At 58.7% G+C, this 13,468-nt stretch carries 7 protein-coding genes; 4 read left to right on the top strand and 3 right to left on the bottom strand.

Annotated features, from left to right (window positions below):
- The first annotated feature begins 367 nt into the window (after window positions 1–367).
- Entirely contained in the window at window positions 368–2,617 is a 2,250-nt protein-coding gene (locus VJR68_RS15540) for a family 20 glycosylhydrolase (protein ID WP_324149156.1), read from the top strand.
- A gap of 230 nt (window positions 2,618–2,847) precedes the next feature.
- Here the strand turns inward: VJR68_RS15540 and VJR68_RS15535 are convergent, their stop codons facing one another.
- Complete coding sequence (locus tag VJR68_RS15535; protein ID WP_324149154.1) at window positions 2,848–5,853, bottom strand: TonB-dependent receptor; 3,006 nt, start codon at window positions 5,851–5,853, stop codon at window positions 2,848–2,850.
- Window positions 5,854–6,244: 391 nt separating this feature from the next.
- Between VJR68_RS15535 and VJR68_RS15530 the strand changes: the two genes are divergently transcribed.
- Window positions 6,245–6,505 carry a hypothetical protein gene (locus VJR68_RS15530; protein WP_324149152.1) on the top strand — a complete coding sequence of 87 codons (261 nt, stop codon included), beginning with the start codon at window positions 6,245–6,247 and terminating at the stop codon, window positions 6,503–6,505.
- A gap of 667 nt (window positions 6,506–7,172) precedes the next feature.
- Here VJR68_RS15530 and VJR68_RS15525 read toward each other — a convergent pair.
- Together VJR68_RS15525 and VJR68_RS15520 are read right to left on the bottom strand one after the other, a co-directional pair.
- On the bottom strand, window positions 7,173–8,786 hold the full coding sequence (locus tag VJR68_RS15525) for an FkbM family methyltransferase (protein ID WP_324149150.1): 1,614 nt from the start codon (window positions 8,784–8,786) through the stop codon (window positions 7,173–7,175).
- 249 nt (window positions 8,787–9,035) lie between these two features.
- Window positions 9,036–10,040: a polysaccharide biosynthesis/export family protein gene (locus tag VJR68_RS15520; protein ID WP_324149148.1), complete on the bottom strand. Its 1,005-nt coding sequence runs from the start codon at window positions 10,038–10,040 to the stop codon at window positions 9,036–9,038.
- Between the two features lie 608 nt (window positions 10,041–10,648).
- Between VJR68_RS15520 and VJR68_RS15515 the strand changes: the two genes are divergently transcribed.
- Together VJR68_RS15515 and VJR68_RS15510 are read left to right on the top strand one after the other, a co-directional pair.
- On the top strand, window positions 10,649–11,083 hold the full coding sequence (locus VJR68_RS15515; RefSeq protein WP_324149146.1) for a low molecular weight protein-tyrosine-phosphatase: 435 nt from the start codon (window positions 10,649–10,651) through the stop codon (window positions 11,081–11,083).
- 49 nt (window positions 11,084–11,132) lie between these two features.
- Window positions 11,133–13,334: a polysaccharide biosynthesis tyrosine autokinase gene (locus VJR68_RS15510; RefSeq protein ID WP_324149144.1), complete on the top strand. Its 2,202-nt coding sequence runs from the start codon at window positions 11,133–11,135 to the stop codon at window positions 13,332–13,334.
- The last annotated feature ends 134 nt before the right edge of the window (window positions 13,335–13,468 follow it).

Below are 13,468 nucleotides of genomic sequence, written 5' to 3'. Positions count from 1 at the left end.
AGCTGAAGCTCACCGTGAACAACATCTTCGACCGCGTCTCTTCCATCCCGTACTACGCGGGTGGCTTCGAGTACGTCACCACCGGTCAGACCGGTAGTGAATACAACGGTCGCGAGGTGTTCCTCACGTTTGACTACAAGCTCGATTGACGCAACAAAGCGAGCCCGGCCCAAAGCCGGGCTCGCTGGTTTTTGATGTGTGGTCGACATTGCTTTGCCCCAGGGCCGTCATTCCCGCGAACGCGGGAATCCATCTTGCTCTGATGCATCCTTGAAATGGATTCCCGCGTTCGCGGGAATGACGACATCCCTGGAGTTTTCCTCATCGCGGATGTCATGACGCCGCATGACTGTTAGGGAGTCCACTGATGTTCAAACCTCTCCTGGCCTGGTGCATTGGCCTATCCATCATCATCGCGAGTACCTCAGCGGCTGCGGACATCAACATCATTCCCAAGCCGCAGCAGATGGAAGCAGGCGAGGGGAGTTATCACCTCGATGCGCATACCGGCATCGACGCGCCGACATCCGCGCGCGTGCAGCAAATTGTCGGCTTTCTACGCGAATCGATTCACGAACAGACCGGCATCGAGCTGTCGCGCAGTTCGCACGCGCACGGCATCGTGCTGGCGTTCGATCCCACCGTGAAAGGGGATGAGGCTTATCGCTTGATGGTGACGCCGCGCGGCGTGGTGATCCAGGCATCCAGCGACAGAGGTTTGTTCTGGGGCGTGCAGACGCTGCGCCAATTGCTGCCGCTGGAGCATGCTTCGTCGGTCGATATCCCCGCCGTCAGCATCAAGGACGCGCCGGCGTTCGCGTACCGCGGCTTCATGCTTGATGTGGGGCGTCATTTCTACCCGGTGTCTTTCATCAAGAAACAGCTCGACCTGCTGAGCTACTACAAGATCAACGCCTTCCATTGGCATCTCACGGAAGACCAAGGTTGGCGCATCCAGATCCACCGCTATCCCAAGCTGACCGACGTGGGTGCGTGGCGCACGGAAGAGGACGGCAGCCGCTATGGCGGCTTCTACACGCAAAACGACATCCGCAATGTCATCAATTATGCGCGCGAGCGCAACATCACGGTGATTCCGGAAATCGAAATGCCGGGACACAGCACTGCTGCGCTGGCCGCCTATCCGGAATATTCCTGCACCAAGCAGCCGTTGGCGGTGGCGCATACGTGGGGTGTGTTCAAAGACATCTATTGCGTCGGCAATCCGCAAACCTTCGTCTTCCTGCAGCACGTGCTGGATGAGGTGATCGCGCTGTTCCCCTCGCCCTACGTACACATCGGCGGCGACGAAGCGCCCAAGGATCGCTGGAAAGACTGTGCGGCTTGCCAGGCATTGATGCACGAGCAAGGCCTGAAAGACGAAGACGGGCTGCAGAGCTACTTCGTCAAGCATTTCCAGAGCTACCTGGAAAGCAAGAGCAAGACCATGATCGGCTGGGACGAAATCCTGGAGGGCGGTGCGGACAAGAACGCCATCGTGGAAGTCTGGCGCATGTGGCTGGGCAATAGCGTGATGCACAAGGCGCTGCTCAACGGCAATCGCGTCATCATGTCCGGTCCGTTCTACCTGGATTCACCGCTGGACAAGCTCACGGTCAAGGATGTCTACCGCACCGACATCACCAAGACCGCCTCGCCAAGCACGCCAGAAGACGACCAACTTTTCGTCGAGCACCGTGCGCAGATCCTGGGCGGTGAAGCGCCGCTATGGAGCGAGCACGCCAATCCTTTCAATGCCGAATCCAAGATCTATCCGCGCATGCTCGCACTCGCGGAAAACCTCTGGACGGACAAGCATGACGACGCTGCCTACGGTGACTTCGAGCAGCGCCTGCAAGCGCAATACCGCTGGCTGGATGCACAAAAAGTCGCTTACGGCCCAGAGAGCGAGCCCGTTGCGGTCTACACCGTCGACTACGATGCACAGCATGGTGATTGGCAGTTGCATGCAAAGCGCGGTTTCGACAATCTGCAAAATCGCTACACGGTAGACGGCTCAGATCCCGCGCCGCAATCGCCATCCTTCGATGACGAGGTGGCTATTCAGCAGGCCGGTACGCTCAAAGTCGTGCCTTACCGCAACGATCTGCGTTACGACAACGCCACCAGCTTCAGCTTGGCGCATAACCTGGCATCCGGGCGTGCCGTCACGCTTGCGCAAGCACCCGACAGTTCCTATGCACCAGCCAGCAGCCTGGTAGATGGCGTGCTAGCCACCTCGGAGCTCCACGACGGCCGCTGGGTTGCCTGGCATGACAGCAACCTCGACGCCACCATCGATTTGCGCAAGGACACCGCCATACATGCCATCGATGTCGGCTTCCTGCAATCACTTGAGTCACGTGTGTTGTTGCCTGAGAGCGTGACGTTTCTCGCTTCATCAGATGGGCAGCATTGGACCACGTTGTACACGCATGCTCCCGCTTTCGATCCGTCATTGCTTGATGGTGCGCAGCGATTCCGATTCCAACCGCAACAACCTGTGACGGCGCGCTATATTCGGATCGAAGCTGATCAACGCAAGACCTTGCCTGCATCGTTCCCGGATGGGGCCAAGGATCTCTGGCTGTTTTCGGATGAAATATTGGTGCAATAAGCATTCATGTAGGTTGGTGTGAGTGGCACGCGAACCCCAACATTGCGAGACATATGCACGCGATGTTGGGGTCCTGCTGTTGTATTGGCAGTCGTTGTGGGTGCACTGATAGGGGTTGAAATTCAGAGGCCCATCAACAAGGCATAGATGATTGGATGTTGTCCGGGCAGTTCCGCGCTCGCGACTGCTCTACCGCCTGAAGTTGGCTTGGAGATCACCCAGCCCGCCATTCAATAATCGTACGTTGCCGTCAACCGCACATACCGCGGCTGCTGCCGCGTCACTGCCGATCCATACAGTGGATCAGGCGTTCCCGGCGAAATCTGGTAATACGGGTACGCATTCAAGATCGCTTGCGAGTTGAACAGGTTGAACACGTTCAACGACAGTGCCAGCCTGCCAGCCGGAACCGGCGGCAGATACGTCACACCCACGTCCACCTGCTTGAACCACGGCAACCGATGCGTGCCGGGCGGGGAGGGCTGGCCGCCGCACCAGTGGTAGAAGCTGCCGTAGCCATCCGGATCGGTCTGGTCGGGACCGTAGTAGCCAAGGCAGTTGCGCGGGTTGCCGGAAGCCAGTTGCACCGTGCCCGATACCAGCCATTGTGGCGTAATCGAGTAATAGCCGAAAAGCTTGAACTGATGCGTGTGATCGTTGCTTTGCGCGCCATTGCTGGAGGACATCAATGCGGGGAAATCCCAATCGATGCTGGTCGATGATGCCGTCTGCTGGATATCCGAACGCAGTTGTCCTTCCGTATCGCCGTAGCTGCGCGAGAACACGTAGTCGACCTTGCCGTACCACTTGCCGTCGAAAGGATGCTCAAGGAAGGTTTCCAGCGCGTAGTACTTGCGCTTCATCTGCGGGAAGCCCATTTCTGCATTCGTCAGCGGCACGCTGCGGTAGCTGCCGTTTGCATCGATCACGGTGAAGATGTTTTCGCGCCCCGGATTGATCAGGTAGCAGCTGTTGGTGGCATTGACCGTATAGCCTAATGCAGCAGCCTTGTTTTCGATCGTTTGCACATCGCAGTAGTCGTCGATGACGTTGCGCAGGATGCGGCGCGTGAACTTGGCGCCGTAGACCCACTGGTTGTCGATGGCTTTGGTAAAGCCGAGGATGAATTCATCCTGGTATTCCGATTTCAGGTTCGATGCCGTCACCGTCCTGGGATCGGGCAAGATTCCATAGGTGTTGTTGGACGACACCGCATTGGAAAACGCCGTGACACCGGTGGGCGTGCCATCCGCCGCAATGCCGCCATACGTGTAGTACTGCTGCGTGGACACATAGGCGCCAGCGGCATTCAAGGCAGGGTTGAGCGGCATGCCCAGGTAGTAGCGGCCGACATTGCCGTATACCTTCAGGCTGGCATCGCCGAATACGTCCCAGCTGAAGCCAAGCCGCGGCGCCCATTGCGGCCTGGTCTGGCGGATAAAGGGCTGCGAATCGGCGTTGTAGTTGGTGAACTGATCATTGCGCAGACCCAGCGACAGCAGCCAGCGGTCCGTTACCTGCCACTTGTCTTCGACGTATTGCGCGCGCTGCGCCGAACGCACGCTGGCGATGGAGCTGTTGACGTTCTTGATGGCGTAGTAGCCCGAAGCGCCGTCAGGATAGTTGGCCGGCGCGCCGACGCCGAGCGAAGGAATCAATGCCGCCGTGGGCGTGGTCGTATAGGCGTATTGCCAGTAGTAACCCGGACCCGATGCCTGGCTGCCCTGATCGATCGCGCTAGCGTTCTGGTTGTCGATACCTGCCGAAATCGTGTGCTGCCCGAGTTGATAGGTCAGGTCGATGCGCAGGTTGTTGCCCTGATTATGGCGATTCGGGTTGTACAGCGATTTGACGACCTGGTTGTTGCTGACCGGTATGCCGCCGTTCAAGGCCGGGTTCTGGTACTGGATTCCAGTGAGATACGTCAGGCTGCCGTCATAGCCACCCGGCACGTCATAGTTATCCAGCCGCATCTTGCCGTACAGCGCACTCAAGGTGAGGTTGTCGGTGATGTAGCTGGTGAACTTGGCGGTGTACAGGTCGCCGCCGGTTTTGATGCGATCCGCATCGGCGATGACGTGGCCCGGTTGCAGCGTGTTGTAGTTGTAGCTGTAGATCGTGCCCTGGGTTTGCTCGCGGTTCGATGCGCCGGTAAGTTCCAGGATATTGCTATCGGTAATGTTCCAATCCAGCTTGCCGTACCACTTCGGAAGCGTGTTGTTGTATCGCACGTACGGCTGCGCGTTCGACACACTGTTGACGGTGGTGCCGTCCTGGGTGGACGTTTCGCCAGCCAGGAACAGGAACAGCTTGTCCTTGATCAGCGGTCCACCGACGTAGGCATCGTAAGTGCGCGTCCATTGATGGTTCTTGCTGCTCGGGTCGTAGAGATTGCCCGCAATGGGCGAGTTAGGCAGACCATTGGTGTAATAGGTGTTGGTGCCATTGGCGCGCGCAAAGTCCGGCTCCCACAGCACCTGCGCGCCGGCGTGCCACTCGTTGCTGCCACGCTTGCCCACCATGTTGATCACGCCGCCGTCCGAGCGACCGTACTGCGCGCTGTAGCCACCGGTGTAGATTTCTTCCTGCTCGATCGCGCCGTAGGGCAGGGTGAGGCCACCCATGCCGCGCTGCGTTTCGGTGACGTTGAAGCCGTTGATGTAATACGCGTTCTCGCTGGCCGCCGAACCGCCGAAACTCACCAGTGATTGCCCAGTCGGACCGGTATAGCCGCCGCTGTTGTTGACCACACCCGGCGCGAGTTGCGCGATCGCTTCGGCGGAGCGCAGCAGCGGCAGTTGCGCGAGTTGCTTGGAGGTGATCACCGTGCGCGAGTCCACGCTGGTGACGTCGATGGGCGGTGCCGCGTTGGCCGTTACGTTTACCGCGCCAAGGTTCTTGGCAGCGGCTTCGTTGAACGACACCTCCGTGCCCGCGCCCACGTGCAGGTTGATGTTGTCGCGCGTGTCGACCACGGCGCCGTTGCGCAGCAGCGATACCGTATACACGCCAAGCGGCAATTCCGTGGCGACGTAGCGTCCGCGATCGTCGACGGTTACCGTGCGCGCAATGCCGGTATTGCTCTTGATCTGCACGCTGGTTCCGCTCGCCGCGGCAACCTGCCCAAAAATACTGCCGGTGGTCGATTGTGCCAATGACGCCGTGCTTGCCAGCGTCAGGCTTGCGGCAATGGCGTAAGTCAGTGTCCGTCGCGAAGAAGCAAATGGATTTTTCAAGGTAGAGGCTCTCGGTGTCGCTCGCAGAGCAAGCCGTTGCGATACGCGCAGGTTGGGGAGGTCCGTGCACGTTGCTCTGGATGAAGTAAGTGGGTGCTTTACGTCCCCTGATGCGTCAATCGCATCGGCGGAAAGCTGGCTATATAGATACTTTGCTGCGTCGCAGAAAGATACGCTTTTACAGATGAGCGTTCTGACTGTGGGTATGACGAGGAGTGATAAAGGGGGTGTCCAACGTCGCGGTTGATACGCGCATGGCGATGTTGGGGTGCGCTTGCGCTCACCCCAATCTACGAGGCATTTGATTTCGTCGCCGCTTTGGCGATTTTTTTCTTGCTTTTTACGTAACGTTACGATAAATTCGGGCCGCCCAATTTCAAGGAGTTACGCCATGGTCGATCCCAAAGACCCAGGGACGATCGCCATGCTGTTGCGCCCGCGCCGTGGGCGGCCGCCAAGCGGCAAGGCGAAGTCCGCCGCCGAGCGCATGCGCGCCTACCGCGCACGCCATGTGACGGTGAAAAGCGATGTGCTTCGTTCGGTGATTGCGCAATGTCAGGAAATCCAGCAGCTGCTGGAGAGCAATCAGGCGTTGCGGAGTGAGTTGGATGCGGCTTATGCGGAAATTGCGAGGCTTCGGTTGGGGGAGTAGCGGGGTGTGACGCTGGTGCGATAGGTATGTGCTATCGCGCAAGGTTGCCGCCTGCGCGGCGGGCGTTTCGGTCCGCTGACGCGGCCCGAGTCACTTTTCTTTGCTGGCCCAAAGAAAAGTAACCCAAAGAAATGGCCTAAAAGGCTCTTGGCCGAGAAAGTTACAAGCTCGAACGTTTATCGCCAGAGAGATGGATTGTCGCCTCGGGTTCTACGTCGCCGCTATACCGCAACGCGCCGTTGCGCTGCGGCACATAGAGAGAGCAAAAGCAGCTCTGGTGACGTGCAAAGTTGGATGCGGCACCGCGCTTTTTGTACTTGCCTCAGCGCTCCGACGCGTTGCGGTATAGCGGCGACGTAGAACCTGAGGATGTAAATCATTGGCTTGGCCTCGAAGGTTCGGCTTGTAACCCACATAGCGCCATGAGCTCTTGAGGCCATTTCTTTGGGTTACTTTTCTTTGGGCCAGCAAAGAAAAGTGACTCGGCTGCCGACAGGCAGTCGAAACGCCCGCCGCGCAGGCGGCACCCTTGCGCGATGGCACACACCTATCCCACCAGCGTCATTACGTAGGCTGGATTACCTCTGACTTTGTTGAGGCGTAACCCAACCTATGCGCAACGATTCGTCAGGCCAACCACGGATACGCAGTCCGGGGTAACTATTCGTCATGCACTGCCAGCACCAGCACGCGCATCGTTCTCCGTCCGTTGCTGCGCCTTCCGACGGAAATGCCTGTCCGCCACAAACCGGTTCATCAATATCAAGTTCCTGGTGCGGATGACGCGGCTGCCAACGCGCACGGCGTCAAGTTCGATCGGAATAGGGCGCGCATTGATTCCCAGCGTGTAAAGGCTGTATCCATAACCGCACACCTGCTGCAAGGCATCCAGCAGATCGGACCAGGCTTTTCCGGCAATTTCCTCCACGGCCTTGACGATCACGTAATCGACGCATTGCCTGCTGAGCAAACGCTGGGCGCCGCGCAACACATAGGCTTCGTGTCCTTCCGCATCGATTCTCAGGCAGGTGATGGGAAGGTCGTAGGGGAATTCGTCATCCAAGGTGACGATGGATGTGTTGACCGCTTCGTCATTGCCCAAATATTCGATAGTTCGAGTGCGTGCTTCGACATGCGTGTCGTCCGCGATGGAGGCATCGCCCAGGCGCGAGGGATTGAAGTGCAGCATGGCGTGCCCGGGTCGCTCGCCGACGGCAACGTTGGAGACGATCAATCGTTCGTGCATCCAGTTCATGGTGGCCGAGTGCTTGAGCATGTCCGCAGCGAGCGGGTTGGGTTCATAGGCATACACGCGGCCAAACGGGCCGACCATGCAGGCGGCAAGCAAGCTGAAGGCGCCGACGTTCGCCCCAACGTCCACGAAATAGTCGCCACCGCACAGCACTTTTTTCAGGAAGAGCTCTTCGCGAAGTTCGTAATAGCCTTGGTGGGCGATTTTGGGCGTGACGGACAGATCCTTGCCGGAGAGCATGATGCTGGGTCCGTGCACAGTCTTGCGGATCAACTTTTCGGAAACCGGATAGGCCTTGGCCTTGCGTGGCAGGAACAGGCGGATCACGACTTCATTGGAGTGGATCCACTTTTCGCATTCCTTGGCGATGCCGCGCGCGCGGCGCAGCCGAAGCAATTTCAAATGACCTTGCCAGCCGAATTTGCGCACCAGTTTGACCCAGCCGCGTATCCACGAGCCTTCCCACAGATGCGTGCCGAAAGTGTGGGGGTGCGGATCACAAGGCTTGTCGTTCCAGTTGTAGGGATAGAACGTTGCCCGCGGCAGTACCGCGATGTCCTTGCGCCATTTGAGTATGCGCGAGAACAGGACCGGTCCGGTCGTTACGTTGGGTGGCAACGACCAGTCGGGCGGATTGCGGTCCAGGTCATCGACGATTTTGGCGAGCGCAGGATGTCCGGCCACGGCACCAAACGCAGCGTTCGTCAGGATCAGTCCATCCTCGCTCGCGATAAAGAAGTCATGCGCGGCCGCAAGCTCGTCGAGTGGCCGATGCATGATCACGTCGGAATCCAGATAGATGCCGCCGTAATTCAGCACTGCCTCGATACGTACCAGGTCGGCCTGCTGCGCGCCGCTGCGGGTTTGCTTCCAATATTTGGCAAGCCTGAAGCCTTCTGGCGCTACCGGGTCCTGCCAGATCATGACTTTCCAATCCGGATGCAGCCGCCTGGCTATCTCGATCGCTTCCTGCTGCGCAGGGGTGGCAGGGTTGGGAATCTTGAAGTGGATAATTTTAGGAATGGGCATGTTCGAGGCTTCTCGTCTGTACGAAGTAATGCCGTTGGATGTTTGCCGACGTCCGCCGCGCGCTCCGCTTATGTCGCAAGCGCATTGCCATGGAGGCATTCGCTTGCCGCGGGCACGAGTGTTTTTGTCATCGCGAGTTAGCCATATCGATGCCGCGCAACGTCATCGGCGCATGGGATAAAAAAGGGCGCCGATCCCACGGCGCCCAAGCAAAGAAGAGCATCAAGGAAACGCAAGGGACTGTCGTCATCAAAGTCCGCTGGAGCCATTGCCATGGGCCAACGCGGCGCTGCTCACCAGGCTACCCAGCGGTACTAGCTGACTGAGGAAGCGGCTCCATTGGGTAATGGCCGAAGCGCCCACCCATACCACGTCGCCGGCCTGCACATGGAAGTTGTCGGCCAGCACATAGGCTTGCGGCGAACGGGCGTTGAGTTGGTAAACCGTCGCCGGCGTATGTGCAATGTCTTTGACGCCGCGAATCACGTACACCGATTTGCTGCTGGACGTTACCGGGTCCAGTCCACCGACGCGCCCCAATGCCTGGGTGAGCGTTATATCGTCGGTCCTGAACGATACGGCTTGCGGACGCATCACTTCGCCCAGCACGTAAACCTCTTTGTTGTCGTTGTACGCCAGATACAAACGATCGCCGGGTTTGAGATAAATGGCTTGCTCGGTCGCGTGGTTGAGCGTGTTCAAGTCGAGATGAAAATCACGGCCATCGCGCGTCAATACCAGATCCGAAAGGTCGGCATGTGCGAGATCGATGCCGGCCGTACCGACGGCTTGTGCAAGCGTCAGCGGAACGGTGGTGGCCTGTTGCGGATCGTTCTTGGCGAACGCGCCCTGGAAGGTGATCAGTTGGCTGCCGTAGCTGGTCACGGCCACGTCTACTTGCGGATTAGGCACGTACTTGGTGAGCTTGCTGGTCAGTTCTCCACGCAGCTGATCAATGGTCATACCCGCGGCTTTGACGGTGCCGGCATACGGATAGAACAGCGTGCCGTCTGAACGTACCAGGCGGCTGTTGGCGCTGGTCTGTTGTTGCGAACCGGCCGGCGCGGTCAGTTCGGGGTGATCCCACACGGTGATGTACAGCATGTCGCCGGGACCGATCTTGTATGACTCCGGCTGATAGCTCAGCAATTCCTGCGGCACCGTTTGCGGTTGCACAGGTGGCTGGCTGGCGAGCCAGTCCGGCGTAATCTGCACCATCTGGACGTGGCCGTCTTGAGCGCCGCCCATCGACATATGTTGTCCTGGAATGGCCGCGCATCCGGATAACGCGATGGCTGTTGTTATAGCTATCACAGCAAATGACGCTTTCATGTTCACCCCGCAATGTGTGGTGTGTGTTGCCAATAAGTGCTGATTGCGTGCAATCGACCAAAGGCGGCTTCGCGATAACCCGGTGGCCGGGAATTTTCTGCATTAATTAAGCTTGTGAAGTCGTCGCGGCTGCGTCAACGAAGCGTTGACGACGATGCCGTTTTTTCGTCACGTGTGTGCACGGAATGTTTTCGTTGCGCTTTGGTTGGGGAAAATCCATGCGGATTTGACGCGGATGGGTATATATCTCTGTCATGTCCGCTTATTAAGTTCACCCGTTATCGACACAGGCATCATGATGATGATGGACGGCTGCGCATATGTGCAGCGATTTGGCATGAAGGTGAAAATTCATCGGGCCGCTACGTGATCATCAGATGAAGAGGTTGAATAGACCCATGAGTTTTCTCCACAACGTCGAATCTCAGCAGCCGTTCCTCCTGGTTCCGGCTTTGGTTGGGAGTTTTGAGGCTCGACACCCATGAGGATGAATTCTTGCGTTCATACCTGCGGAGAGAGTGCCGTTATACGTGTTCAAGCACATCTTGATTATTTGTGTGGGAAACATCTGCCGAAGTCCCGCCGCGGAGTTTTTGTTCCGCGACCGGCTCCGTCATCGCGACATTCAGATCCGCAGCGCGGGTTTGAAAGCCATGGTGGGCTATCCCATGGATGACAACGCGATGCGAGTGCTCAAGGCATGTGGCATCGACGCGGCCGAGCATCGCGCGCGGCAGCTCAATGCGGACATGTTGCGCCAGGCTGACCTGGTGCTTGCCATGGAACGTGAACATCTGGCTGCCGCGTCGCGGCTGGCGCCGGAGGCGAGCGGCAAATTGTTCTTGCTGGACAAGTGGCGCGATGCGAGCGATATCCCCGATCCGTATCGTCGCTCGCCACAGGTTTTCGAGCATGTTCACGGATTGATCGAGCGTGGTGTAGAGAGCTGGCTGAATTATTTGTAACAACGAACATCCGATTCCCTTTTAGGAATTTCCTTGTTAGGAGTGGCACATGACCACCAAACAAACCTTTGCAACACGCGATGAAGATGTCGATCTGCGAGCGTTGCTGGGCACGCTATCCGATAACAAATGGCTGATCGGCGCGATCACCCTGGTGTTCCTGCTGATCAGCGTGCTCTATGCCATGCTGGCCACACCGGTCTATCAGGCCAGCGCCTCGGTGCAGGTTGAACAGAAGGCGCCGACCTTGCCGGGCATGAGCGACCTGTCGGAGACGCTCGGTATCTCCACCTCGCAGGCGACGACGGAAACGCAGTTGCTCACCTCGCGCAAAGTGATCGGGCAGGCGATCGAGAACCTCAAGCTCGATATCGGTGCCAGCCCGAAACGCTTCCCGCTCATCGGTTCGTACCTGGCGCGCAAGTTCGTCGCCAACCACCCCGGCGAGCTGGCCTCGCCGCTGTTTGGATTGAGCCGCTACGACTGGGGCGGATCGCAACTGGATGTCCAGCAGCTGGACGTGCCCGCCGCGATGCTCGATGAGAAGATGCTGCTGATTGCCGGCGGCGATGGCACGTACACGCTGCAGGATTCCAGCGGCAACGTGCTCCTCAACGGCCATATCGGCCAGACGGTCACGAGCAATGGCATCACCATGCAGGTGCAGACCTTGCGGGCCAATCCGGGCGCGCGTTTCGCCGTGGTCAGGCACTCGCACATGGACACGATTGCCATGCTGCAGAAAGCCGTCGTGGCGAATGAAGAGGGCAAGGATTCGGGCATCATCGGGGTCACGTACAACAATGCCGATCCGATGCTGGCCACCAATTTCCTCGATCAGGTCACCAGCTTGTACGTGCGCCAGAACGTCGACCGCAGCGCCGCCGAAGCAGCCAACAGCCTGCAGTTCGTGCGCGAACAACTACCGAAAGTGAAACAGGAGCTGGAGCGCGCTACGCAAGCATTGAACGCGTTCCAGCTCAAGGAGCGTTCGGTCGACCTCAACATGCAGACGCAGTCGCTGTTGAGCCAGAACGTATCGATCGATACCGCCTTGGAACAATTGCATCTGCAGATGGCCGAAGTGCAGCGGCATTACACGCCGGAGCACCCGGAATACCGCGCGGTCGAGAAACAGATCAGCGAACTGGAAGGCGAGAAGGGCTCGCTGGAACACAAGATCGGCTTGTTGCCCAACACGCAGCAGGAATTGCTGAAGCTCAACCGCGACGTGCAAGTAAGCAACCAGACCTATACCAACCTGCTCAACCAGGCGCAGCAACTGGATATCGCCCGTGCCGGCAGCGTCGGCAACGTGCGCGTGATCGATCAGCCGGCAGTGAACCTGGCCCGTCCGTGGTGGCCGCGGCCGATGTGGGTGATTCCCGGTGGCCTGGTGCTTGGCTTGATCGTGGCGCTGGCATACATCTTCCTGCGTCAGCTGCTTGCGCGCGGTGTGGAAGACCCGGTGGAGATCGAGCGGCTTGGCCTGCCGGTGTACGTGTCCATTCCGCTGAGCGATACGCAGCGCAAGGTATTTACGCGCCAGCAGCATCACCGCACCAGCGGCAGGCATGTGCTGGCGTTGAGTGCGCCGGCTGACCTGGCGACGGAGGCCATGCGCGGTCTGCGTACCAGCCTGCATTTCGCGCGGCTGGAAGCGAAGAACAACGTGCTGATGATTTCCAGCCCCAGCCCCGGCGCCGGTAAGAGCTTCGTGGCATCCAACCTCGCCGTGGTAATGGCGCAGGCCGGCCAACGCGTGCTGTTGATCGATGCAGATATGCGCAAGGGCTTGCTGCATCGCATGCTCGGCAGCCGGCCGGACAACGGCTTGTCCGAACTGATCGCCGGGCAGGCGCAGATCAGCGACGTGGTTCGTCCGGTGGAAGGCGTGGGCCAGTTGATGTTCATCCCGCGCGGCAAGATTCCGCCGAATCCGTCAGAACTGCTGATGCACGCCAACTTCAGCTCGCTGCTCGATACCCTGCGTCCGCGCTACGACCTGATCATCGTCGATACGCCGCCGGTGTTGGCGGTGACCGATGCGGCAGTGATCGGTCACCATGCCGGCACCAGCCTGTTGGTGGTGCGCTTCGGCGTCAACCAGATCCGCGAAATTGCGCTGACCAAGCAACGTCTGGAGCAGAACGGCGTGATGATCAAGGGCGCGATCTTCAACCTGGTAGAGAAGCGCGCGGCGGGTTACTACGCGTATGCGTATTACGCCTATCCGTCGGCGAAGGTGTAGTGGTTTGTGTGTCCCTGGCGCCCTCTCCTTTCGGGAGAGGGCGCAATCCGTTGCTTTCCCCTGAACCTGGACTCGCTCTCGAAGTCGAGAGGAAACTGGCTGCCCCAACGTGAATTCTTCAGCTTCCTCCATCC

This window comes from Dyella sp., from assembly GCF_035277725.1.
Taxonomy (GTDB): domain Bacteria; phylum Pseudomonadota; class Gammaproteobacteria; order Xanthomonadales; family Rhodanobacteraceae; genus Dyella_B.
This window is presented reverse-complemented; position numbering and strand designations above follow the sequence as displayed.

Bases quoted from the DNA above. Each gene is read 5' to 3' on its own strand.
- VJR68_RS15540 (WP_324149156.1), top strand. From the start codon at position 368: ATGTTCAAACCTCTCCTGGCCTGGTGCATTGGCCTATCCATCATCATC.
- VJR68_RS15520 (WP_324149148.1), bottom strand. From the start codon at position 10,040: ATGTCGATGGGCGGCGCTCAAGACGGCCACGTCCAGATGGTGCAGATT.
- VJR68_RS15525 (WP_324149150.1), bottom strand. From the start codon at position 8,786: ATGCCCATTCCTAAAATTATCCACTTCAAGATTCCCAACCCTGCCACC.
- VJR68_RS15530 (WP_324149152.1), top strand. From the start codon at position 6,245: ATGGTCGATCCCAAAGACCCAGGGACGATCGCCATGCTGTTGCGCCCG.
- VJR68_RS15510 (WP_324149144.1), top strand. From the start codon at position 11,133: ATGACCACCAAACAAACCTTTGCAACACGCGATGAAGATGTCGATCTG.